The sequence below is a fragment of the Rhodococcus sp. JG-3 genome, assembly GCF_000482405.1.
Taxonomy (GTDB): Bacteria; Actinomycetota; Actinomycetes; order Mycobacteriales; family Mycobacteriaceae; genus Rhodococcoides; species Rhodococcoides fascians.
In genome coordinates this window covers 1086147-1110294 of record NZ_KI519398.1, presented here as the reverse complement: position 1 = coordinate 1110294, position 24148 = coordinate 1086147, and the positions used below count along the sequence as shown (strand labels likewise).

The 24148-nt window shown below is 63.9% G+C and carries 21 protein-coding genes; 9 read left to right on the top strand and 12 right to left on the bottom strand.

What is annotated here, in order from left to right; all coding sequences use genetic code 11:
• Positions 1 to 63: 63 nt before the first annotated feature.
• Both K414_RS0106710 and K414_RS0106705 read right to left on the bottom strand, forming a co-directional pair.
• Positions 64 to 720 carry a hypothetical protein gene (locus K414_RS0106710; protein ID WP_027495249.1) on the bottom strand — a complete coding sequence of 219 codons (657 nt, stop codon included), beginning with the start codon at positions 718 to 720 and terminating at the stop codon, positions 64 to 66.
• Between the two features lie 66 nt (positions 721 to 786).
• Positions 787 to 1554, bottom strand: coding sequence for a DUF6319 family protein (locus tag K414_RS0106705; RefSeq protein WP_027495248.1), 768 nt, complete (start codon positions 1552 to 1554; stop codon positions 787 to 789).
• 326 nt (positions 1555 to 1880) lie between these two features.
• On the opposite strand from K414_RS0106705, the gene K414_RS0106700 reads away from it, so the two are divergent.
• From K414_RS0106700 to K414_RS0106690, 3 genes are read left to right on the top strand one after another with little or no spacing between them, the layout of a single operon-like run.
• Positions 1881 to 4178, top strand: a complete 2298-nt coding sequence (locus K414_RS0106700; protein ID WP_027495247.1) for a glycerol-3-phosphate 1-O-acyltransferase — start codon at positions 1881 to 1883, stop codon at positions 4176 to 4178.
• Positions 4175 to 5602 carry an HAD-IB family hydrolase gene (locus K414_RS0106695; protein ID WP_027495246.1) on the top strand — a complete coding sequence of 476 codons (1428 nt, stop codon included), beginning with the start codon at positions 4175 to 4177 and terminating at the stop codon, positions 5600 to 5602. Before K414_RS0106700 ends, K414_RS0106695 begins: the two co-directional genes overlap by 4 nt.
• Entirely contained in the window at positions 5595 to 6626 is a 1032-nt protein-coding gene (locus tag K414_RS0106690; protein WP_027495245.1) for an adenylate/guanylate cyclase domain-containing protein, read from the top strand. Before K414_RS0106695 ends, K414_RS0106690 begins: the two co-directional genes overlap by 8 nt.
• Here K414_RS0106690 and K414_RS0106685 read toward each other — a convergent pair.
• From K414_RS0106685 to K414_RS0106650, 8 genes are read right to left on the bottom strand one after another with little or no spacing between them, the layout of a single operon-like run.
• Positions 6608 to 7669, bottom strand: a complete 1062-nt coding sequence (locus K414_RS0106685) for an MSMEG_0565 family glycosyltransferase (RefSeq protein ID WP_027495244.1) — start codon at positions 7667 to 7669, stop codon at positions 6608 to 6610. The genes K414_RS0106690 and K414_RS0106685 overlap by 19 nt on opposite strands.
• Positions 7666 to 8517: a carbon-nitrogen hydrolase family protein gene (locus K414_RS0106680; RefSeq protein WP_027495243.1), complete on the bottom strand. Its 852-nt coding sequence runs from the start codon at positions 8515 to 8517 to the stop codon at positions 7666 to 7668. The genes K414_RS0106685 and K414_RS0106680 overlap by 4 nt, the downstream gene beginning before the upstream one ends.
• 7 nt (positions 8518 to 8524) lie before the next feature.
• Complete coding sequence (locus K414_RS26210; protein ID WP_051364973.1) at positions 8525 to 9835, bottom strand: MSMEG_0569 family flavin-dependent oxidoreductase; 1311 nt, start codon at positions 9833 to 9835, stop codon at positions 8525 to 8527.
• The gene (locus K414_RS0106670; RefSeq protein ID WP_027495242.1) at positions 9832 to 10122 is read right to left on the bottom strand and encodes an MSMEG_0570 family nitrogen starvation response protein; all 291 of its coding nucleotides are present in this window, start codon (positions 10120 to 10122) and stop codon (positions 9832 to 9834) included. The genes K414_RS26210 and K414_RS0106670 overlap by 4 nt, the downstream gene beginning before the upstream one ends.
• Complete coding sequence (locus tag K414_RS0106665; protein WP_027495241.1) at positions 10115 to 10996, bottom strand: carbon-nitrogen hydrolase family protein; 882 nt, start codon at positions 10994 to 10996, stop codon at positions 10115 to 10117. The genes K414_RS0106670 and K414_RS0106665 overlap by 8 nt, the downstream gene beginning before the upstream one ends.
• Positions 10993 to 12408 (bottom strand): MSMEG_0567/sll0787 family protein, encoded by a 1416-nt coding sequence (locus K414_RS0106660; RefSeq protein WP_027495240.1) that lies wholly within the window; start codon positions 12406 to 12408, stop codon positions 10993 to 10995. Before K414_RS0106660 ends, K414_RS0106665 begins: the two co-directional genes overlap by 4 nt.
• A gap of 1 nt (position 12409) precedes the next feature.
• A complete protein-coding gene (locus K414_RS0106655) occupies positions 12410 to 13465 on the bottom strand; it encodes an MSMEG_0568 family radical SAM protein (RefSeq protein WP_027495239.1) in 1056 nt (351 codons plus the stop codon).
• Between the two features lie 9 nt (positions 13466 to 13474).
• Complete coding sequence (locus K414_RS0106650) at positions 13475 to 13999, bottom strand: MSMEG_0572/Sll0783 family nitrogen starvation response protein (RefSeq protein ID WP_027495238.1); 525 nt, start codon at positions 13997 to 13999, stop codon at positions 13475 to 13477.
• Between the two features lie 232 nt (positions 14000 to 14231).
• Between K414_RS0106650 and K414_RS0106645 the strand changes: the two genes are divergently transcribed.
• The 3 genes from K414_RS0106645 (at position 14232) to K414_RS0106635 (ending at position 16683) form a co-directional block, all read left to right on the top strand.
• Positions 14232 to 14627 carry a hypothetical protein gene (locus K414_RS0106645; RefSeq protein ID WP_230074147.1) on the top strand — a complete coding sequence of 132 codons (396 nt, stop codon included), beginning with the start codon at positions 14232 to 14234 and terminating at the stop codon, positions 14625 to 14627.
• Positions 14620 to 15024, top strand: a complete 405-nt coding sequence (locus K414_RS0106640; protein ID WP_027495236.1) for a hypothetical protein — start codon at positions 14620 to 14622, stop codon at positions 15022 to 15024. The genes K414_RS0106645 and K414_RS0106640 overlap by 8 nt, the downstream gene beginning before the upstream one ends.
• A 291-nt stretch (positions 15025 to 15315) precedes the next feature.
• Complete coding sequence (locus K414_RS0106635) at positions 15316 to 16683, top strand: HNH endonuclease signature motif containing protein (protein ID WP_051364972.1); 1368 nt, start codon at positions 15316 to 15318, stop codon at positions 16681 to 16683.
• A 92-nt stretch (positions 16684 to 16775) separates the two neighbouring features.
• On the opposite strand, the gene K414_RS0106630 is transcribed toward K414_RS0106635, so the two are convergent.
• Complete coding sequence (locus tag K414_RS0106630; RefSeq protein ID WP_027495234.1) at positions 16776 to 17204, bottom strand: SRPBCC family protein; 429 nt, start codon at positions 17202 to 17204, stop codon at positions 16776 to 16778.
• Positions 17205 to 17263: 59 nt separating this feature from the next.
• On the opposite strand from K414_RS0106630, the gene K414_RS0106625 reads away from it, so the two are divergent.
• The 3 genes from K414_RS0106625 to K414_RS0106615 all read left to right on the top strand — a co-directional run bounded on the left by K414_RS0106625 (position 17264) and on the right by K414_RS0106615 (position 22096).
• A complete protein-coding gene (locus K414_RS0106625; protein WP_027495233.1) occupies positions 17264 to 19570 on the top strand; it encodes an ATP-dependent DNA ligase in 2307 nt (768 codons plus the stop codon).
• Positions 19571 to 19802: 232 nt separating this feature from the next.
• The gene (locus tag K414_RS0106620) at positions 19803 to 21017 is read left to right on the top strand and encodes a lipase family protein (RefSeq protein ID WP_027495232.1); all 1215 of its coding nucleotides are present in this window, start codon (positions 19803 to 19805) and stop codon (positions 21015 to 21017) included.
• A gap of 83 nt (positions 21018 to 21100) precedes the next feature.
• Entirely contained in the window at positions 21101 to 22096 is a 996-nt protein-coding gene (locus K414_RS0106615; RefSeq protein ID WP_027495231.1) for an ABC transporter substrate-binding protein, read from the top strand.
• 137 nt (positions 22097 to 22233) lie between these two features.
• On the opposite strand, the gene K414_RS0106610 is transcribed toward K414_RS0106615, so the two are convergent.
• A complete protein-coding gene (locus K414_RS0106610; protein WP_027495230.1) occupies positions 22234 to 24108 on the bottom strand; it encodes an ABC transporter ATP-binding protein in 1875 nt (624 codons plus the stop codon).
• Positions 24109 to 24148 lie beyond the last annotated feature (40 nt).

Below are 24148 nucleotides of genomic sequence, written 5' to 3'. Positions count from 1 at the left end.
ACGACGAATGCCCCGCCTGCGCAATGTGATTGCGCCGACGGGACATCGGTCTACGAGTGCGGGTCAGGGAGCGGGGACGAATCCTGCGCCGAGTCCGTTGCCCTGATCGACGTTGCGAAGGATCGCGTCGAAGTTGGTGCCGACCTCGGGGCCGAAGCACGCGACGCCCAGGTAGGCGTTGACCATGCCGACGAGGGTGTTGCCGACGACGACCGGGCTACCCGAGTCACCCTCGACGACGCACAGCTGCGCCCAGGTCTCCTGCGACTGCAGAACGTCTCCGTACGCGAGGCCGCAGGTGTTGCCGGTGGTGCGGCCTTCCTTGCAGACGATGTTCGGGAACGCCGTCGGCGGGCCGACCTGAGAGATGGTCACGTTGCCCACGCGGCTGATCGGGGCAACCTTGTCACGCTGAAATTCGATGAGGGCGTAGTCGTACTCCGGGTTGGAGAATGCGATGCGGCCCACCTCACCGAGGGAGGTGTCGTACTCCGGGACGATGGAGGCACCCGCTTGGCCACAGTGACCGGCGGTGAAGCCCACGAGATTTCCGTTGCGGTCGTTGCCGATCGTCGTCAGCGTGCACTCCGCCTGGCCTCCGACGATGATTCCGGACCCACCGCCGAGAGCTGCAGGAGCGGCCGCGGATGCGGTCCCCACGCCGACGCTGGCTACGATTGCAGCCGCCCCCACGACGACGAGCATGAATTTCTTGAACATGTACTCCCTCTCAGCGGTGTCGGCAGAACCCTAGCAACAGAACGTGTCGTAACACGAGCTAGTCGCTCATACGTCCTGCTCGAGGGCCGCAAGAGTCGTCCGAGCTTCGTCGAGTTGACGACTCAGTTCGGCCACGCGGCGTGCCGCCTCTTCACGTGCATGGGAGATGACAGCCTCGACGGCATCGCGTGCAGTGACATCGCCCAGTTCACGAACGGCCCGACCGACCGCTTCCGGACTCACCGGCTGCGCCTTGGTCGGCCTCTTCGCGCCCTGCGTGACGGTGACCGACCAATCGTTGTCGGCACCGGCATGAATGGTCACGCTCACTCCGCCCGGCGCCTTCTTCGGACGACGTGGGGCCGAGCCGGTCGACCCAGACCCCGCACCGGCGGGCTTGGCGGCAACGTCGGTCGCCGGTACCGCCTTCGGAGCAGCGCTCGATGTCGAAGCCGTGACCGATGTAGAAGAATGGCTCGTTTTCGAGACAGCGACCGGCTCGGAGGCAGCGACCGGCTTCGATACCGGCGCAGTCGATACCGTCTTCTTCGCGGGGATGCGCTTGGCAGGCGCGGGTGGGGTCGCCGGGTTGCGGGTGATGCGCAGTTCCTCGGCCTCGTAGGGCAGTTCGTCGTTGACGCCCTTCGGGCTGATGGTGACGGTGTTGCCGTCGATGGACACCACCTTGGCCGACGTACCGTCGGGCAGGCCGAGGCTCGGATTCGGCTCGCGGAGATACACGGTGGCGCGACGCCCCTCGGCGAGCGCTGCTGCCAGCGTCGTCAGGTTCTCGGGAGTCAGCGAATCGTTCACGGCGCGCCCACGGGGTGGCATCGACTACCGGCCTTTCTCGAAAGTGTTTGCGAATACTGTCGCACAGATTCACGTGCGCAGGCAGCACGGCATCGAGTATCGGTCGCGAGGATGACGTCGATCCCAAGTGTGTGTAACCCCGAGTAACCGTAACCAGAAGTAACAGTTACTACGATTAACACTAAAGAGGCTTGGCCAGAGAAGGCCGATGACACGACTCTAACCGACAGGCCGTTCGAGCGCCCGTCGAGTGCCGTCGACCACCTCGCCGAACCGCCCTCGCGCCGGGATTCTCCCGCGTAGCCTGACGGCGTACCTTCTTGCGCAGGTACGGAACAGGAGCTTCGATGTACCACCTCGACGCGGACCAGCAATCGCTCAGCGACGGTCCGCACGTGTACTTGCTCGATGCCAGAAGCACTCTCGAGGTTCAGGCCCTGAATCAGTGGATCGACGCCACCACCCCGGACGGAGAACGTCGGCCCCCATCGGTCGTTCTGTCCGGTGAGGCCAGGACATCACTGTCGGACACCGTCCGCGGGTACGCCGACGATCCGCTGCTCATTCCGCTGCGGGTCACGTTGACCGATCGCAGCACCGGCATTCTGCACCGCATCTTCGCCCCGAGAGGCCGCTCGAAGCCGACACGGGTGTGGCAGCGGTGGGTGGCCAACGACGATCCCGATCACTCCGCAGTGCTGGTCGGTGAACCCGCAACCCTGAGCGATCTGCAGGATCGGTTCGAGCGCGGCGGCGGCACGTCGTTGTCGTCGTTCATCCTGCGGCAGGCGAGTCTCGCACTGGACAAGGCCGAACGCGGAGTCATCGGCTCGGAGTACAAGATTCCGCGGTTCGTCGTCGAGGACATGACGGAGCAGAAGAAGTTCAGGGACGGCATCACCGAGCTCGCGGACCAGGTCGGCCAGGATCGCGACACCGTCGACAAGAGGGTTCAGGACATCCTCGGCGAGATGGTGGCGACCGAAACCAGGCGCGCCGTCGAGATGTGGGGCACCCTCGGCGCGTACTTCTCGCGGGCGTACAAGGTCGACGTCGATCGCGATCAGCTGCAGAAGGTTCGCGAACTCAACAAGAACTATCCGTTGGTGTTCCTGCCCAATCACCGTTCCTACCTCGACCCACTCGTGCTGCGTCCCGCGCTTCTCGCCGAGGGACTGCCGCTCAATCACGTCATGGGCGGCATCAATGTCGGCTTCTGGCCGTTGGGCCCGATAGCCAAACGCAGTGGCGTGGTGCTCATTCAGCGCAAATTCTCGGACGCGATCTACAAATGGACGCTGCGTCAGTACATGAGTTTTCTGCTCAGCAAGCGGTTCAACCTCGAGTGGTACATCGAGGGCGGACGCAGCCGCACCGGAAAGCTCCGCCCGCCGCGGTTCGGTCTGCTGACCTACCTCGTCGACGCCCTCGAGTCGAGCGACGCGGAGGACGTCTATCTGATTCCGACGTCCATCACCTACGACCGGCTGCACGAGGTCGGCGCGATGGCCGAAGAATCGCACGGGGCGAAGAAGCAAGCCGAAGGCATTCGCATGGCCATCGGGTACATCCGCGCTCAGGGCACGTTGCGCGGCAACGTCTATCTGAACTTCGGAGAGCCGATGTCGGTGGCGGCGATCGTCGCCGAGAACACCGACAAGCGCGTCGCGGTGCAGAAGATCGCGCTCGGTGTCTCCCATGCGATCAACGATGCGACGCCGGTGACCCCGGCAGCACTGGTCACGATGGCGCTGTTGGGTATCGAGGATCGCGCACTCAACGTCAACGAAATGTGGGCCATCATCTCGCCGTTGGCCGGCTACATCAAACGCAGAAACCTACCCACTGCGGGCGGGGTGGACATCGCCGACGTCGACGTCGTCCGCTCGGCCGTCATCGCACAGGTCAACGCCAACGTCGTCAAGCGTTTCGACGACGGCCCCGAACCGCTGTTCTACCTGGCGCAGGACAAGCATCTGGTGGCAGCGTTCTTCCGCAACAACGCCATTCACTTCTTCGTGATGCGCGCCATTGGCGAACTGGTGGTGCTACCGACCGAGGGTGACTCGACGCCGCTGACTCAGGAATCGTTGTGGACATCGGCCCTGCAATTGCGAGATCTACTCAAGTTCGAGTTCTTCTTCGGCGACAAGAAGGACTTCGGGGAGCGTCTCGAATCCGAGGTCGATCTCATCGACCCGGAATGGCGCACCAGCATCAGCGACCCCGATTATGCTGCGCGACAGCTTGAATCGCAGGATCTGCACCTGGCGCACCGCGTACTGCAGCCGATCTTCGAGGCCTACCAGGTAGTGGCCGACCAGCTGATGCTGCTGCCGCAGAGCGGAGAATTCGACAAACCGAAGTTCATCTCGGAATGCCTCGGCGCTGCCCAGGCCAGGCGGCTCCGCCAGCAGCTCGATCACAGTGAGTCCATCTCGGGCGAACTGTTCGACACTGCACTGCAACTGGCCGAAAACCGCGACCTGATCGATTCCAGCTCGGACGGCATTGCCCGCCGCCGCAGGGACTTCGCGCTGGAGATCGACGAATGGGCCCGCAAGGTACGTACCATCCGGGACATGGCGCACCGAATGCTCCGTGAGGTGGAACCGATCTCTGCCCCCGAGGAGAACAATCCATGACCGAGTTCGACGATCGACTGATAGCGATCGCCGCCGCCCCACCCGGCCGAGACACCATCGCCTTCTTCGATCTCGACGGCACCCTCATCAACGGATTCTCTGCTCGCGCAGTGTTTCTCGAACGCCTCAAGACCCTCGACGTCACGGTCAAGGAACTGTGGGAGATCTCCAGTGCCGTCGTCGAGATGCGGATGCGCAACTCCCCCGTCGACAATTTGATGGGCAAGGCCGTCCGCGGCCTCGAAGGCCGTCGCGAAGAGGACCTGATGGAACAGGCATACACCCTGTTCCGCAACGAGATCGCGCCGATGATCTACCCGCAGGCCCGGGCCCTCGTCGAGGCTCACCGGCACGCCGGGCATCGCCTCGTGATGGCTACCTCGGCCACGCCGTACCAGGCACTGCCGGTGCAACAGGACATGATGTTCGAGGAGTTGCTGTGCACGACTCCGGTGGTCACCGACGGAATTCTCACCGGCGAGCTCGTCGGCGATTCGCTCTGGGGACCCCGCAAAGCACAGGCGGCGATCGACTACGCCGAACGTGAAGGCATTGCTCTGGCAGGCTGTTTCGCATACTCGAACGGCGGTGAGGACGTGCCACTGCTCGAAGCCGTGGGCCGTCCCATCGCCCTCAACCCCGATCCTGATCTCGCGCGCTATGCCGCCAAGAAGAATTGGCCGGCCCTGACGCTGGAAAGCCCGAAGCGTGGCACGGATATCACGTCGGCCGTACGCAGCACGGCGGCGCTCGGATCGGTGCTTGCGAGTGCGTCGATCGGGCTCGGCCTGGGATTGCTCACCCGCAGTCGCCGCACCGGTGCCAATATCACCAGCACCATCGCCCCGGACATCGCGCTGACCCTCGCCGGGGTCAAGCTCGACGTCACCGGAACCGAAAATGCCTGGTCGGCCAGGCCCGCTGTCTTCATGTTCAACCATCAGAGCACCGCCGACTCGATCATCGTCACTTCCATCCTGCGACGCGACATCACCGCCGTCGCGAAGCGGGAACTCGAACGCGATCCGCGCTTCGCATTGCTGGGCAGAATTTTCGACGTCGCCTATGTCGATCGCGGAGATCCTGCGCAAGCGCGAGAGGCCATGCGGCCCGCGATCGAGAAGCTGCACAGCGGCATCTCCGTCGCCATCGCCCCCGAGGGCACTCGCATGCCGACGTCCCGTCTCGGCCGATTCAAGAAGGGCGGCTTTCACCTGGCGATGCAGGCCGGCGTGCCGATCGTTCCGATCGTCATTCACAACGCCGGTGACGTGATGTGGAAGAAGGACTTCACCGTTCACTCCGGTACGGTCAAGGTCACCGTCGGCGAGCCCATACCCACCACGGATTGGGATCCCGACAAGATCGACGAGTACGTGGACGCCGTCCGTTCCTATTTCGACAGAACGTTGGGATATGCCTGAGAATCAGATCAACTCGGTAGTACAGACGGAGATCGAGCGGAATCTACTGGGCGGCGAGCCCAAGTACAACCGCGCCGACATCGTCGAGAAGTCCGGGATTCCGCTCGAGCGGGTCATCGCCCTGTGGATCGGCATGGGCTTCCCCGTCCACACCGATACCGACGCACTCGTCTACACCGACGCCGATCTCGAAGCTCTGAAGCTGATCACCGCACTGACCGCGCAGAAGGTGATCAAGCCCGAGATGGAGGTTGCGATCGCACGCACCCTCGGGCAGTCGATGTCCCGGCTCGCGGAATGGCAAGTGGGCGTTGTGAACTCTCACATACTCGAACGCATCATCGACAGCCAAGAAGACACGAACGACATCGACGCGATTCGACGGAACGCCCGTGCCATCGCCGCCGAAACCGTCCCCACCCTCGAAGCGCTCCAGGGATACACCTGGCGACGCCACCTGGCAGCAGCAGCCGGTCGATCCATCGCCGCTCCCGACGACGCCGCCGACAGTCCCACGATGGCCGTCGGGTTCGCCGACATGGTCGGCTACACGAGCCTGACGCGTCGACTCGACATCGGCGAGTTGACGACGCTACTCGAGGAGTTCGAGTCATTGGCCACCAATATCATTGCGCGAGGGCGCGGTTCGGTGATCAAGAACGTCGGCGACGAGGTGATGTTCAGCGCACAGACCCCCGAGGATGCCGCCCACATCGCCCTCGACCTCCAGGACGCCTTCGACGAGCAGGAGGACATGCCGGACCTGCGGGTCGGGCTGGCGTGGGGCCCGGTACTGGCACGGTACGGCGACCTGTACGGGTCGGTGGTCAATATCGCTGCGCGCCTGACCAGTTCGGCCAATCCCGGAACGATCCTGGTCGATACCGTCATGACGGATGAACTGCGCCACGACTCCGAGTTCTACCTCAAATCGGTTCGCTCACTACGGGTCAAAGGGTTCCACAAGCTCAAGCCTCACCGGCTCAAACGCAACAAGCGAACCGGTCAGCGTAGCGAGGAGTAGAACTCCAGGTGTCGACGCGCAGCCTCGTCCCAGGTGAGGCTGTGCGCCAGCGCCAGCCCCGGTGACGGATCCTGCGGCTCGTGCAACGCACGGTCCAATTCGCTGGTCATGGTCTCCACCGACGATGCGTAGGTGACGCTGTCTCCGAACACCTCTCGTAGTACCGGCAGATCACGCGCCACCACCGGAGTCGATGCGGCAAGCGCCTCCATCGCGGCCAGGCCGAAGCCTTCCTTGGTGGAGAAGAACGGCAGCACCGCAGCCTGCGACACGAGATGCGGCAGCTCGTCGTCGTCGACGGTTCCGAGTATCACCGGCTCGATGCCCAGTTCTACTGCTCGACGGTCGAATTCGGCTCGATAGTCACGGTAGTCGAACAGTGTCTCGCCGCCGGCGAACACCAGTTGCACGGTGCGATCGGACAGCCCTGCGAAGGCGTCGAGTAGATCGAGACTGCCCTTGCGTGGCTCGATGCCGCCGACTGCGAGCACGTACCTGCCGAACTTCCCGCTCCAGTGCGATCGGCTCGATTCAGCTGCTGCCGAGAACCTTCCGGCATCGACTCCATTGGGAATGACGACCGGATCGAACCCCCAGCCGCGTCGGACGTCGTCGGCCACCGCAGTGGACACACAGATTCGCGCGTACGGCGCGGTGATCGCTCGTTCGTGACATGCCGCGAGCTCGGGAGTGGTGAACTCGTCGAGATGGTGGATGGTCCTGATGCACCGGCCGACGGCGTTGGCCGAGATGCAGTCCTGAGCATGGACGATGTCGTACTCGTCGGGCGTGAAGGCCTGCCGCAAAACGCCTATCGATCGCAGAATCCGCTCGCCGACGCTCTCGTTCTCGCGGTGGGAAAACGGGACCATCCGCACGGTGACAGCCTGGTCGACCTTGCGGAAGAACTCACTGTCGCCCCCGCGGCCCAGCGACCACACCGACACATCCTGGCCGGCGCGTGCCAGCGCTTCGGCCAGAGCCAACGTATGCACCACGCCTCCGCGCGGTTTGGACGAATAGGTCAACAGCGCGATCTTCATCGATCCGGCTTCTCCTGCAACAAGTTCGGATAGGCGTCGACGCGTCGCTCGGCCAGGTGATGCAGACCTCTCCGGGCCCGATCCACCTCGGCATCGACGTCGATCTCGTGCACGGCCAAACCGCCTTTGGACCACGTCTTGGCCAACACGTCTCCACCGGGACCGACGATCTTCGCCTGACCGAGGAAGCGCAGGGACCCCATCACCCCGGTCTGGTTGGACGAGACGAGCACCACCTGATTCTCGGCGGCGCGCGCAGCGTCGTACAGATCGAACAGTCGTGACTGCCGATCGTTCGGCAGCGACGACGCACGATCGGTGACGCTGGCCGGCCACGCCGACAGCGCCGCAATGATTCTCGCACCGTCCAGTGCGAGCGTGCGCGCCGACTCCGGGAACGTCTTGTCGTAATCGATCAGCATTCCCATCCGCCCGACAGGTGTATCGAAGGCCTCGAACCGATCTCCGGCGGCGTAGGCCAAGGATTCCCCGAGCGGCTGATGCACCTTACGGTGACTGCCGAGGATCCCGTCGCCCGTCAGGCACGCAGCCGCGTTGTACCGCAGCCCCTTCGACAACTCGGTGTACCCGATGCACACCGTCATCGCACCCGCCGCTGCGATGATCGCGGCCAACTCCGGACCGTCCGGATCGAGAGTGGGCGGCAACTCGGACGGGTCCGGGTTGCTCAGGCTGTTGATGTAACCCCCGAGGGATGCGTCGGGCAGCACCAAGAGATCGATGCCCTCGCGGGCCGCACTGGAGATGATCGTCGTGATCTTCAGTACGGCCCGATCGACATCTCTACCGAAATGTGCTGCCAATGCACCGATCTTGATGGGAGCCACGTCGATATCAGACCATCTGGCTCTGCGACTGCGCTGGGTTTCGGGACTGCGTCGAGTTTCGGGACTGCGCAGCACTGATTTCGAGGCCGATTTGATCGGCCAGGAATGCGGCGTCGCGGGCCACCGAGGCGAAGCGTCCCGAACCCCAGGTGTGCTGCCAGGGCAGGCCCAGGAAGTACAGGCCAGGAACCGATGTGACGCCGCGGTTGTGCGTCGGGTGGCCCTCGCCGTCGAACGCCCCGACCTTCAGCCAGCGGTAGTCGGTACGGAACCCGACCGACCAGACGACGGCCTTGATGTCCGCGGTAGCGAGATCGAGTTCGGTGGTCTCGGACTCCGGACGCCACACCGGCACGTAGCGGTCCTCGGTGGGCGCACTGATGCCCTCGCGCTCGATGTACGCGTCGATGTTGTCCTTGATGCTCTCGGCCACCCGATCCGCAGCGTCGAGGGACGCTTCGAGGGTCGGGGCGAACCGCAGGACGCCGTCCTCCACGCCCAGCAGACGGCCGTACAGCTGCATGCCCTCGGTGGCGAACGCGCGCAGGTCGATGTCTCGACCACCGTCACGGCCGGTGACGTAGTGGTTCGTGTTCTCGCGTTTGCCGACGCCACCGGGTTGATCTTCGATGGAGACATCGTAGACGCCCATGTCGTGCAGCCAGGCGACACAGTCTCGCCCCCGATAGAAGCGTGCGACGCGAGGTGCGGTGCCGGCGACGAGATGAACCCGGCGGCCGTCGAGATGCAGATCCTCGGCGATCTGCGCTCCGGACTGGCCGGTGCCGACGACCAGTACGTCGCCGTTCGGGAACTGGTGCGAGCCGCGGTATTCGGACGAGTGGATCTGGACGATGTCGCGGGGCAGCTTCTCGGCGAATCGCGGAATGGTCGGGATGTGGTAACCGCCGACGGCAACGACGATCTGATCGGCGTGCATGGGGCCGGCGGAGGTCTGTAGGTCGAAGCCGCCTGCCGCGGATTGCAAGGCCTGATTCACCGAAACATACTCTCGGACCGGTGCATCGAAGCTCTCGGCGTAGCGTCGGACAAAGGCGTAGACCTCGTCGCGCTGCATGAACCCGTCGGGATCGTCACCGTCGTAGGAGTATCCGGGGAGCGCACACTGCCAGTTGGGGGTGACGAGGGTGAAGTTGTCCCAGCGGGAGTCTTTCCATTCGTGTGCGATGGTGTCGCGTTCGAGGACGACGTGGTCGATGCCTCGCTGCGTCAGATGCCAACTGATGGACAGTCCGGCCTGCCCGCCGCCGATGACGATCACCGAGTAGTTTTCTGTTGCACTGTGGTTCTCTGTCATAGCAATTCAGCTCCCGACATGCTCAGTACGCGAACGGCACCGGCCTGATACGACGCGCTGACACCGTGAATCTCTTCCATCTGCTGTGCGGCCGACGTGCACCGCATCCCGAACTTGGCGAGAACTCGATCGCTCGCCACGGTCAGCGCCTCGGACGTTCGCTGAACGAACTCGGCCACCGGGTATTCCTGCCCGGGGCTCAGATAATCGTGCATCACCAAAGAGGGCGAGTAGCAGGACTGTTCGCGTCCGTCGGGCCACCGCACCACGAACGACATCTCAGGCATGAACGGTCTCCTTGGTGATGGTGCGATAGACCGACGGCCGTCGGTCGCGGAGGTTGTACATGCCACCGCCACGTGCCGCGCCGATGAGCGCCTCGACATCGACGGTGGCTGTGGCCAAACCTGGCTCGACGCCTGTGCCCGCGAGGATCTCACCGCCGGGCCCGACGATCTTGGCGCTGCAGACGAACCTCAGAGACCCGAACGTGCCGGCCTGATTCGCTGCGACCCAGATGATCTGATTCTCCAGTGCACGAGCGCGGTCATAGATGTCGAAGCGTTGCTTCCACCGATCTTCTTCCATGTTCGGGGTCGTCGCGGTACGTGCCGTCGGCCACGCGGAGATGGACGCGACGATCTCGGCTCCGTCGAGCGCGAGTTCGCGGGCCGCCTCGGGGAACCCCTTGTCGTAGCAGATCTGCATGCCCATCCGGCCGACCGGAGTGTCGAAGGCGGAGTAGCTCTCCCCCGCTGCGTAGCACAGGTTTTCGCCGAGTGGCTGGTGCACCTTGCGATACGAACCGAGGATGCCGCTGCCGTCGACCGTCACCGCGGCGTTGTAGCGGGTATCGCCGTCCTTCTCACAGAATCCGAACGTGACGACGGTATCGCCCGCCATGTCGATGACCCGCCTGATCTCGGGGCCGTCGAGTTCCAGAGCAGGTGGAAGTGCCTTCAGTCGACGCTGTCTCGATTCTTCGGTCTCGTCACCGCCACCGAGGCTGGGCAGGTACCCACCCAGGCACGCTTCCGGTAGCACCAGCAGTTGGCTACCGCGATTACGCGATTCCTCGAGCAGGGCGGCGATGGTGGCGTAACCCTGTTCCATGTCGCGGCCGAACTCGGCTGCGGCCACGGAGATCGTGATGTCGTTCATGCTTCTCCCAATCCGGTCACCGTCGAAGTGACCGCGCGCGTGGTGATTCCGTCGGGCCATCGCAAGGCGACGCCCGGAATGTCGGTGAGCTCTCCGCATTCTGCGGACAGTGCAGGTCCGGACGGTGCAGTCGGTGCACCGGGACGGTCCGCGGTGATCATCGCGAACCCGGGAAAACACGTGATCCATTCGCCCATCGACGCCGAGTCGGGCTTCGGAATCGAGGAGATGTCCAATACCGCACCGGTTCCGCTTGCCTCGGCCAGCATCCCGGTGGTCCCGGCCAGTCCCGCCATCGAGACGTCCTTGGCGGCCTTGGGCGCGGTACGGGCGACGAACGATGCCATGGTCGTCAGTTCGGCGGAGTTGCGCCGTGACGTCGAATCCCATTGCTGGCCCTGATACCCACGACGCCAGCCACCCTCGACGTCCGCCGTCAGCGTCAACCGATCGCCGACGCTTCCCCCGCCGGCCCGTACCGGGTTCGTCGTGCGGCCCAGCGCTGTGACCGACAGTGACGACGGCACCCCGGCCTGGGTGTGGCCACCGAGTACCGGAACCTGCCAGGCCGCAGACGCATTGGCGAGGCCGCGGATGATGCGGGTCAGTCGAGATTGCGTGGGTGCACCGACGGAGTCGAGCATGCCGACTGCGTAGGCACCCATCGCCGAAAGGTCGTTGAGGTTGACCAGGGCCGCGCACCAGCCGGCCCACTCCGGGTCGCGGTCGACCATCGAGGGAATGATCGCATCGCAGGCGGCGATCATGTCGCTCCCCGGAACCGGGACACCATCGTCACCTCGAAATCCTTTGGCACCGAGCCCGAGTGGCTGCGCCTTCAGCGGCGCGAGGACGCCGGCGAGCATCGCCTTGGTCGACGACACCAGCCGTTCGATCCTGTCGATCGGCCAGTACATCGCCACGTGTGGAGTATTCGCCACCTCGACGTCTCCACGCCTGATCCAGCCGAGACGGGTGAACAGTGTCTCGTTGCGCTTCTGCACCGTCGCGCCGAAGCGCAGCACGCCGCGACTTTCGGCATGAGCACAGGCCGCACGCACCAGCGCCGGGCCCACACCGGAAGTGCGTGCAGAGGTGGTGACCACCAGGCGACTGCCGGCCCACCACCCCAGATCCGTTGCCGTGCAGGGTGCCAGGCGCACCCCACCGAGCACGCTGCCGTCTCGGTCGGTGGCCACGAGAACGACGCAGCGAGGATCGTCGTCGACGTCGTCGTGATCGGTACCGGCGAACAAGCCCTGTTCGGCGACGAACGTCTCTCTCCGCAGTGCCCGATACGCGTTCAGTTCTGCTGTACCGGTGCACGGCTGAACGATGAACTCCGGTTGCACGACAGTGATTGCACTACCGGACAATCCGGCGAGATCGTTACCCTCCACGACGCCGTACATGTCACCCTCCCGCGTTCTGCAGAACGCTGCACGCACCGCAGGCCGCGCAGCCTGCTTTCTGATCGGACCCGAGCATCGCCGCTGCCTGAAGTTCCTTGGCGACGCGTCGGGTGACGCTTTCGAGGACGTCGGCAGTGGGAGCCGTCGCCCGGTCGACATCCACCGCCAACGTGCCTGCGAGCGGCCGGAACGGGACGACGAAGGGATACACACCCATCTCGATCAGTTCCGCTGCACCCGAGACCAATTCGTCGGGATCCTCGCCGAGACCGACCAGTATGTACGTCGAGACCTGGTTGCGCCCGAAAACCCGGACCGCTTCTTTCCATGCCGCGCGGTACTCGTCCATCGAGACCGATGCCTTGCCCGGCATCCATCTGCGGCGCACGTCGTCGTCGAGCGATTCGACGTGAATACCGATGGACTCGGCTCCGGCGTCGTACAGATCCTGGATGGTCTGCAGGTCACCCGGAGGTTCGCACTGCACCTGGATCGGCAGTTCCGGGACCACGGCCTTGATGGCACGTACGCACCGGGCCAGATGACGGGCACCGCGATCCTTCGCGGCCGAAGTGCCCGTCGTCATGACCATCTGCGTCACCCCGTCCAGCCGGACCGCAGCCTCCGCCACCTCCGCAAGTTGCGCGGGCGTCTTGACAGCGATGGTGTCGCCCGCGTCCAGAGACGCTTCGATGGAACAGAAGCGGCACCGTTGATCGGCGTCGTAGCGAATGCACGTCTGGACCACGGTCGTGGCCAGAACACTGGTGCCGTGCAGCTTGGCGATCTTCTCGTAGGCGACGCCGTCGGCGGTGGAGAGGTCGTAGAACTTCGGGCGATCGACGGCCTGAACATCGAGGCCGATGTCGTTGCCGTCGAACAGAACTCGCCCTTCTTCGAGTACGTACGGACTGAGCGGGTTGCGCGGGATTGCTGCGCCGAGACCATCGATGCGGACATGTCCATCGTCACTCGGGCCGGCACCGGCAGTTCTGGACACCGGCGTTGCTCCCCGAATCCCGAGCAACGCCAGATCCACACGTGTAGAGATGGACATAACCGTCCCCTAGACCATGTAGGTCGAATTGATGATGGCACCCTTGCGCGCGTAATGAATCAATGCGTCCTGCACGTCCAGGGGGTGGGCCGGGATGACGCCCTCGATGAGGTCTTCTTCACGACCCCCGTGCAGGGCCAGTCCGAAGCGGCAGCAGAACACGGTGCCGCCCTCGGCGATGAACGTCGCGAGGGAGTCGTTGATGTTCTGTTCACCCGGGAAGCCCGAGTCTCCGGTGGTCGGGAAACCGCGTGTGGCAAGGCAATTGATAGCACCGGGTCCGTAGAAGTACATCGCCGACTCGAAGCCTTTGCGCAGAGCGCGGGTGGCCTGCAGCACCGCGACGAACGATACCGACGACTCGTGGGCGATGCCGTGCACCAGCGTGAAGTAGCTTTCGCCGTTCTCCGCCTTGTAGTCGGGGAAGATCTTGGTGGACCCGTAGATGTTGCTGCCCTTGGGAAGTGAGGGATGCGGAATCTCCTCGAGGGACTTCTTGATGTTCTCGGCGATGGACTGGTCGAGATCTGACACGTGCGTCTCCTGAGGTTCGCAGAGCGGGCTGGATGCGGTGGACACCGATGTCCACCCGAGAAAACCGTCATGTCCGACGAGAGGGCGGATCCTCTGCGGCCATGGAACAAGTACAGGCCTCGTCGATTTCCGATTGGTCACGCTCGGAACAACGTCGTGTTTCAAGGGCCTCACAGTGTTGACGTGGTGTTACGCGGTTACTGTGAAGGGAAGTCCATCCACCCACCGCAGCATGACGAGGAACTCGATGATCGGCGCCGTCACCGGCTTGTTGTACGTGTTGTCCCTGGTAGTGGGGATCTGGGTGCTCGTGAAGCTCGCCACGAACAGGCCCGTTCTATTGAAGAACAAGGCCGACCGCGCGCTGTTCTGGACGATCGCGGCTACCGAAGGCGTCGTAGCACTGCAGGCCGTGATCGGGTTCGTGATGATGTTCGCCTCCGATCGCGACATTCACCGGCTCACGTTCGGGTCGTACCTCGTCGGACTGCTGTTCCTGCTCCCACTCGGAACCTGGTGGTCTCTGGGCGACCGTTCCCGCGGCGGTACCGCGGTGCTCCTCGTAGCCGTCCTCACCCTCGCAGCCATGGTGTTGCGACTGAGCCAGATTTGGGCCGGATATGCCTGACAAACTTCAGCAAGCCACGCGCACCGGATTCGGACGCTTCCTCATCGCCGTCTACGCCGTGTTCGCCGTTGCCGCGACATCGCGATCGATCGTGCAACTCACCACCCGATTCGACAACGCCCCGGTCGCGTACCTGCTGTCGGCATTCGCAGCCGTGGTCTACATCATCGCGACGGTCGGCCTGGCACGAGCAACCGAGGCATCACGACGAGTGGTGACGGTCTCCTGCATCATCGAACTCGTCGGGGTCCTCGGCATCGGCACCCTCAGCTACATCCAGCCCCAGGACTTCCCGGAGCCGACGGTGTGGTCGCACTTCGGATCCGGTTACGTCTTCATCCCGGTAGTGCTACCCATCGCAGGACTGTGGTGGTTGCGAAAGACACGCCAGCAGTAGAGGTCTGCTCTACATCTCGCGCAACTGTGTCAGGTGTCGACGCACCTCTGTGGCGGCGACGCAGCATCTGCTTAATCGATGTTCACCTGCACTGCCGGCCGGCCCCTACATCGAGGCCACTGCGCGCCGCCACGTTCGAGTTCAGCGGTCCCGGGCGATCCTCACTCGACTGACGTTGCGGCCTTATCACGGGCCACCGACAGGTTCCGTATTCCGAATCCTTGTGCACAGCAATAGTTTTCGATTGCACCATCATTGCGTATCGAACACCCGTTCGATACACTTCTTCCTATGACCACGGAGATCTGGCAACTGAGCGAAGCAGAACTCCTCGCCGACGCTGCTGATGTCTCCCACCGAATCCAACTGCTCGAAGCCCGGCGCATCGCCCTAGTCGCCGACATCGACACCCGCGTGAGCCGAGAGAAGCTCGGCTTCCCCGGACCCGCAGGCTGGCTCACCTCCACCACCCTCCTCACCCCCAGCAAAGCCACCAAGATCGTGGCCCTCGCCCGCGGACTGAAGAACTTCCCCGACATCGCCGACGCCGTCAACACCGGCAGCATGACCGTCGACCACGCCGCCCTGATCCTCGCCTTCGCCGAAACACCACCGAAGAACCTCCCGGAAGAGGGTCGCGATATCGCCCGCAAAGCCATGATCACCGCCGCCACCGGGCCCGGGGCACGCACCGACAAGATCCGTGAAGCGATCACCAAACTCGAAGACACCTACGGCAGCGACAAGCCACCACCGGAAGACACCGACCGCAACGAACTCTTCGCCTCGAAAACCCTCAACGGACGTCTCGTGGCGAAGATGGATTTCGATGCGATCACCGGAGAAAAGCTGCTCACCGCACTCTCACCGCTGACCGAACCCCGCCCCGCCGCCGACGGCACCCCCGACGAACGCAGTCCCGCACGGCGACGCGCCGACGCATTCGGACACATCCTCGACCGCTACCTCGCCTCCAGTGACCGCCCCACCGAGGGCGGAGAAAAACCGCACGTCAACCTGCACATCCGGTTGCAGGACCTCCAGAGCCTGAGCGGTCAGAACAGCGACGACATCACCGACGACGAAACCACACGCGCTGCAACAGAATCCGACTCAGACCTGGTCGACCCGGTCGACATCGACACCACAACAGAAACCAACAACGAGGCCGGTTCAGTGACTGCGGATCGTGGCGCATACCGGGACCTGTTCGGCGACGGCACCACCGTCGGCTGGCTGCCGTGGATGGGACCCCTCTCCCGCAACACCTCTCGCCAACTCGCCTGCGATTGCCTCCTCACCGCCATCGTCATGGACGAGAACGGCAACCCACTCAACCTCGCCCGCACCGCCCGCACCGTCACCGCGAAACAGAAACGCGCATTGACTGCCCGCGATCACGGCTGCGCATTCCCCGGCTGCGGCAAACCCGCCGCCTGGACCGAAGGTCACCACATCTGGCACTGGACCGACGGCGGCCCCACCGACATGAACAACCTCGTCCTCCTCTGCGGATTCCACCACCGACTCATCCACCACAGTGACTGGGAAGTGTTCATCGGCACCGATCAGCACCCCTGGTTCGTACCCCCGGCCACCGTCGACCCCTACCGACAACCCAGACCATCCCACGCCCGAGCAGGCCCCCACATCGCATAGGCCCCTCGAACGCACACCAGCCCCGCACCGAGAACACGGTGCGGGGCTGGAAGAGATTGTCCGACAGCTACTTCAGGATTCCCGAGATGCCGTCACTTCAATGCAGCCAGGTTCGCCACCGACTGCTTCACATCGGTATCGAGTGCACGGGCGACCACCGAACCCACCGGACCGAACAGCACGCCCCCACCGAATTTCGCGTCGAGTGTCAGCTCCGAACCGCCCTCGGCCTCACGCACGTGGACGGTCAGCGAGATCCTCACTCCACCTTTGCCGCGGCCCGACATCTCGATCAGCTTCGGCTCCTCGTACTCGGTGAACTCCCAGTTGATCGTGTTCTTGAAACCCTTCACCTTTACCAGCGACTCGACCTTCGTGCCCTTGCCGACCTTGTTCGGCGGCGGACTGCACCAACCACCGTGGATGGTCATCCACTCGTCGAACCGGTCGAGCGCGGAAGCCTTGTCCCACGCGCCCTGCGGGTTCTCGGGCATCTGTACCGAGACACTGATCGTTGCCATGCATTCGAGCCTGTCACAACTTGCTCGCAGGTTCAGACGGCGAGCACTAACCTGAGACGATGGCCACGCTCGAGATCGAAGGCCGAAAGGTCTCCGTCACCAACCTCGACAAGGTGCTGTTCCCAGAAACCAGCACCACCAAAAGCGACATCATCGAGTACTACGCTGCCATCGCCCCGGCGATGCTGCCGCACGTCGCAGGACGCGCAGTGACCCGCAAGCGGTGGCCGAACGGCGTCGAACAATCCTCGTTCTTCGAGAAGAATCTCGCCGCATCCGCACCCGACTGGCTCAACCGCCGATCCATGCAGCACTCCGACCGAGTCGTCACCTACCCGTTGTTCTCCACCGCAGCGGATCTCGTGTGGCTCGGGCAGCAGGCGGCCATCGAAGCGCACGTGCCGCAATGGCGATTCGACGGCACCGAACCCGGCCCTGCCACCCGCATGGTCTTCGACCTCGATCCCGGCGACGACGTCGACCTCGCCCGATGCGCTGAGGTGGCCTGCGAAATACGTGACCTCATTGCAGACATAGGCATGACCGCGTACCCGGTCACCAGCGGCAGCAAGGGAATTCACCTGTACGTACCGCTGGACAAACCGCTGTCGACGTCCGGCGCATCCACCGTCGCCAAACGCGTCGCCACCCTGCTCGAAGAACGGTCACCGGATCGGGTGACCGCCACGATGGCGAAAGCGAAGCGCACGGGTCGAGTGTTCGTCGACTGGAGTCAGAACAACGGAAAGAAGACAACCGTTGCTCCGTACTCACTTCGGGGCCGTTCCCTACCCACCGTCGCGGCCCCCCGAACCTGGGAGGAGCTCGAATCGCCGGGGCTGCAACAACTTCGATTCGAGGAGGTTCTGGAACGATTCCACGAAACCGGCGACCTACTCGCCGATCTCGACCCGAAACCGACAGCGGAAGAACACGACACCTCCGGCACGGACAAGCTCGGCAAGTACCGCAGCATGCGTAGCTCGGACCGAACTCCGGAGCCCATCCCGAAAACCGCCGAGCCCCAGGGTGACGACGATACGTTCGTGATTCAGGAACATCATGCCCGACGCCTGCACTACGACTTCAGGCTCGAACACGACGGAGTCCTGGTGTCGTGGGCCGTCCCCAAGAACATCCCGGTCGAGACCGGGCAGAACCGTCTCGCAGTCCACACCGAGGACCACCCACTGGAATATGCAACGTTCGCCGGACGAATTCCCAAGGGCGAGTACGGCGGCGGTGACGTCTCGATCTGGGACAGCGGAACCTACGAACTCGAGAAGTGGAGAGACGACGAAGTCATCGTCGTTCTGCACGGAGCCAAAGCACGCGGCAGGTTCGCCCTCATCCGCACCAAGGGCAACCAATGGCTCATGCACCTGATGAAGGACCAACCCGGAGAGCACCCGATAAAAAAGGACAGCCCGCCGACGGACAAGCCGGTGCTGAAGAACATCTCACCGATGCTTGCAACCGCGGGCGACATACTCGAGCTACCCGAGGACGAATGGTCGTTCGAGGGTAAATGGGACGGCTTTCGTATCGTCGCCGAATTGACTCACGGTTCGATGACCCTGCGCACCCGAAGCGGAAACGACTACACCGAGAAGTTCGGAGCCATCGGGTCTCTCGCCGAGGACCTGGCCGATCACGACGCCGTCATCGACGGTGAAGTGGTCGTCTTCGACAGCAATGGCATCAGCAGCTTCGAGAAGCTGCAGAACGCCGCCCGCGACGACATTCGGTTCATCGCCTTCGATCTGCTCCATCTCGACGGCACTTCCCTCGTGCGCAAGAAGTACTCCGACCGGAGACGATTGTTGGAATTGCTCACCACCGGCCTCGACTCGGTTCTGGTGCCGCCGTTGCTGACGGGTTCGGCTGCCGACGCCATCGCCGAGAGCCGGGAACGGGGGTGGGAAGGAGTCGTCGCCAAGCGCACCGATTCGATCTACCAGCCGGGCAAGCGCGCCCACACCTGGATCAAGTACAAGAACTGGCGCACGCAAGAAGTCGTGATCGGCGGTTGGCGACGCGGCCAAGGACGTCGTTCCGGCGGATTCGGCTCGCTGTTGATGGGAATCCCCGACGGCGACGGCCTTCGCTACGTCGGTCGCGTCGGCACCGGTTTCGACGATCGCGCGCTCGATTCACTGGCCACAGCGCTGGCTCCGCTGGAAACGTCGGAGAGTCCTTTCTCCACGACGCTTCCCACTGCCGACAGACGCGGTGCCGTATGGGTGGAACCGGTTCTCGTCGGAGAAGTGCGGTACTACGAGGCGACAGAATCCGGCCATCTTCGCCACCCGAGCTGGCGCGGACTGCGCCCGGACAAGACGCCGGCGGACGTCGTTCCCGAGTAGCCGACGCCAACTGCCCAGCAGCGGATTTGGCCGAGTCACAGAAACCGGCAGAAAGACCGTTCTTCGGTTGCCATAGAATCGCCGGGTGCGTACCGTTGCGCTCATCGTCGCCCGGGGGGCGTAACGAGTCACAGATCAATACCTATATCGAGTTTGCGGGCCAGCTCTACGGGGGCTTGCCGAATCGTCGAGACGCGCGCCGTTTCGATTCAGGCATGGAGGGGTTTACCAGATGCGGGTTCTCAAATTGGCAGGCGCTGTCAGCATAACGGCGGTTGCCGTTCTCTGTTCGACGCTTGTCGGCCCAGGTCAGGCCGCTGCGGCGCCCTTGTTTCCGACGCCGATATCGGACGGTTTCTACGCTCCGCCCGCCGACCTCGCCGCTATGGCACCGGGGGACGTGATCTCCAGCCGACCGATGCCGCCACCTCCCGGCTTCTTCGACGTCGACGTGTGGCAGCTGAAGTTCCGCTCCACGAATTCGGCGGGTAATCCCATCGCGGCGATCAACACCGTGCTGGTCCCCCGCAACAAAGCCCCCAACGGGCCGGTGCTGTCTTACCAACACATCATCAACGCACTCGGTCTCGAATGTGCACCGTCACAAGCGCTCTGGTCCAACGATCCCAATCTGGCGATCCGCGAGGCTCCCGCGCTGAACGCCGTTCTGCAGCGTGGCTGGACGGTTGTCATCGCCGATCACCTCGGCCCCAACAGTGCCTACGGTGCAGCCAAGCTCGGCGGACAGATCGTGCTCGACAGCATCCGCGCCACCCAGCGTTTCGATCCGCTGCAGCTGCGGCAGAGCCCGGTTGCATTGGCCGGATACTCCGGTGGCGGCATGGCGACGGCGTGGGCAGCAGCGTTGCAGAACGACTACGCGCCCGAGCTGAACATCGTCGGCAGCGCCGCGGGCGGTGCTCCGATGAACCTCGAGCGCATGGCTCGCGATCTCGGTTTCGCACCCCACCCGGTGTTCGGTCTCGCCTTCGCCGCTGCGCTCGGCCTCGAGCGTGAGTACCCCACTCGCATTCCGATCAGCTCCCAGTTGAACCCGTTGGGCAAGCAGATCGAAAGCGAGATCCAGAACGGATGCACCAACGACATCATCGCCGCCGGAGCCGGTAAGAGCGCGATGGAGGTCGCGGGCACGTTGGACCTGATGAACAGCCCGGAGATGATCGCGGCCGTCAACGAGAACAGCGTCGAGATGTACCCCGGTGTGCCGAAAGCTCCGTACTTCGAGTGGCACAGTCCCACCGATGCGCTCATCCCGGTCAGCTCGATCGACAACACGATCGCACGCTACTGCCGGGCCGGGGTCAACGTCACCGAGGTCCAGGTACCCAGCAACGATCACCTGACCGCTGCCGTACTCGGCCTGCCGCAGGCTCTGGAATGGATCGATCAGCGGTTCGCCGGAGTGCCTGCCGTTTCCAACTGCTGACCGTATTGTCCGACCCGGTGCGTGCTGGACGAGCACATGGGTCGGTTAGGCTAACCTCGCAAATACACGCGCGAGGAGTCCCCATGAAGAAGACCGTCCACGTAGTCGCCGCCGGTGCCGCAGTCATGGCACTGGCGGTCGGCTGTTCGTCCAGCGACGAATCCACTGCCTCAGGTAACTCCGAGAACAGTGCCAACTTTCCCGTCACCATCGAGCACCACTTCGGTGAGACGGTCATCGACGCCGCACCCTCCCGCGTCGTGACCATCGGATTCAACGAGCAGGACTTCGCGCTGGCGCTCGGAGTCAAGCCCGTCGCCACCCGTGGAAATCTCAGTTACGACTACCGCCAGCGCCCGTGGGCCCAGGAAGCATTAGGCGGCACCGAGATCCCCGAGGTCGGCAGCACCGACCTGAACCTCGAGCAGATTGCAGCGCAGTCACCCGATCTGATCCTCGGACCGTACTCGTTCATCGATCAAGGCCAGTACGACCAACTTTCGGCGATGGCCCCGACGATCGCAGACATCGGTGGATACGACGACGTCCCAGCGGCCACGTGGCAGCAGGAATTCGCCGTGGTCGGCGAGGCACTGGGCAAGAAGCAGGAATCCGACGAGCGAACCGCCGAGCTCGAGAAGAAGTTCGAGACCACCCAGACCGACAACCCTCAGTTCGCCGGCAAGGCACTGACACTCGCGTTCGTCATGGACGACGGCAGCTACTTCGTCCTCGGCAAGGACGACATCCGAGCACTGTTCTTCACCGACCTCGGCTTCGAGATCCCCGACGCCAGCGAAACGGTCAGCCCCGAAAACCTCAGCCGACTCGACACCGACGTCCTCGTCATCGCCGGACAGAGCCGCGAACAACTGCAGGCAAACCCGCTGATCGCCGCACTCGACGTCGTGAAGCAGGACCGCACCGTCTACATCGGCTCGTTCAGCACCGACCTACCGTCGGCTCTCGGCTACTCGAGCCCACTGTCCCTCGACTACGCAATCGACGGATTCACCCCGATGCTGGCCGCCGCAACCGACAACGACCCGGCCACCGTGGTCCCAGATCCGGTTTCATAGGTCGCTCCGCAGGCTGCGCTCCCGGCCTTCCTAGGTCACTCCGCAGGCTGCGCTCCCGGCCTTCCTAGGTCACTCCGCAGGCTGCGCTCCCGGCCTTCCTAGGTCACTCCGCAGGCTGCGCTCCCGGCTTTCCTAGCTCACTCCGCTGGCACGGTGTGCGCGAACTGTGTTCGATGCAGCTCCTCGTAGCGGCCGCCCGCTGCGAGGAGCTCGTCGTGTGTTCCGCGCTCGATGACCTGTCCGTTCTCGATCACCAGGATGGCGTCCGCTGCTCGGATGGTCGAGAGCCGGTGCGCGATCACCACCGACGTCTTGCCCTCGAGCGCCTCGGCAAGCGCTGCCTGCACGGCGGCCTCGGACGTCGAATCCAGTGAGGCCGTGGCCTCGTCGAGAATCACCACCCGTGGCTGCGCGATCAGCAGCCGGGCGATCGTCAGGCGTTGACGCTCCCCGCCGGACAGGCGGTAGCCGCGCTCGCCGACGATTGTCTCGAGCCCGTCGGGCAGGGAACGCACGAGATCGGCGAGCCTGGCCCGCGACAGTGCGTCCCACAGTTCGTCCTCGGTGGCGTCGGGGCGCGGCAGCAGCAGATTCGAGCGAATGCTTTCGTGGAACAGATGACCGTCCTGAGTCACCATTCCCACTGTGTTGCGGACGGATTCGGCGGTCAGGTCCCGCACGTCGACGTCGCCGAGCCGCACTGCGCCGCTGTCGACGTCGTACAACCGAGCGATCAGTTGCGCGATCGTGGACTTGCCCGCACCCGAGGTACCCACCAGGGCGACCATCTGACCGGGTTCGGCCCGGAACGACACACCGTGCAGAACCTCTTCGCCGCCACGGGAATCCAGAGTTGCGACCTCCTCCAGGGACGCGAGCGACACCTTGTCGGCCGACGGGTACGCGAACCTGACGTCGTCGAGTTCGACGGCCACCGGCCCCGGGGGCAGCACCGTCGCGTCGGGCTTGTCGGCGATCAGAGGAACGAGATCGAGCACCTCGAACACGCGCTCGAAACTGACCAGCGCGCTCATGACCTCGACACGGGCACTCGCCAGTGCGGTCAGCGGCGCATAGAGCCTGGTCAGCAGAAGGGATAGTGCGACAACCGAACCCGGGTCCAGTCGACCACTGAGTGCGTAGAAGCCGCCGAGTCCGTAGACCACGGCGAGGGCCAGAGCAGACACCAGGGTGAGCGCCGTGACGAACACGGTCTGCACCATCGCGCTCCGAACCCCGATGTCGCGGACTCGGGCGGCTCGAACCGCGAACTCGACGGATTCCTGGTCGGGATGACCGAACAGCTTGACCAGTGTCGCTCCCGGGGCCGAGAAGCGCTCGGTCATCTGGGTGCTCATCGCCGAATTATGAGCTGCCGCTTCGCGTTGCAGACGTGCGAGGCGTCGACCCATGCGGCGTGCAGGCAGGACGAACACCGGCAACAGGATCAGCGCGAGCAGAGTGATCTGCCAGGAGATTCCGATCATCACCACGAGCGTCAGAGCCAGCGTCACCACGTTGCTGACGACTCCGGACAACGTGGTGCTGAATGCGCGTTGGGCACCGATGACGTCGTTGTTGAGGCGACTGACCAGAGCGCCGGTTCGGGTGCGAGTGAAGAAGGCGATCGGCATCCGCTGCACATGGTCGAACACTGCGGTGCGCAGATCCAGAATCAGACTCTCACCGATGTTGGACGAGAGCCACCGGTTGATCAGACCGAAGCCTGCGTCCACGATGGCGATCACCGCGATGGCCAGAGCCAACAGCACCACCACACGTAGCTCTCGCCCGTCGACGATCGCGTTGACCACCCGCCCGGCCAACACCGGAGTTGCCACCGCAAGTACCGCCAGCGCGACGCTGAGCACCAGGAAGCCGCCGAGGGCGCGTCGATGCGGTGCTGCGAACGACAGGATCCGACGCGCAGTCTCCTTGGAGAACGAAGACTGCGCGCCGGAGCTGTTCATCGTGCGATACATCTGGTTCCACGCGGTCATCTCCATGCTCATGACACCAACGTAGAACCTCGACCGAACTCGAGGTCAAGCA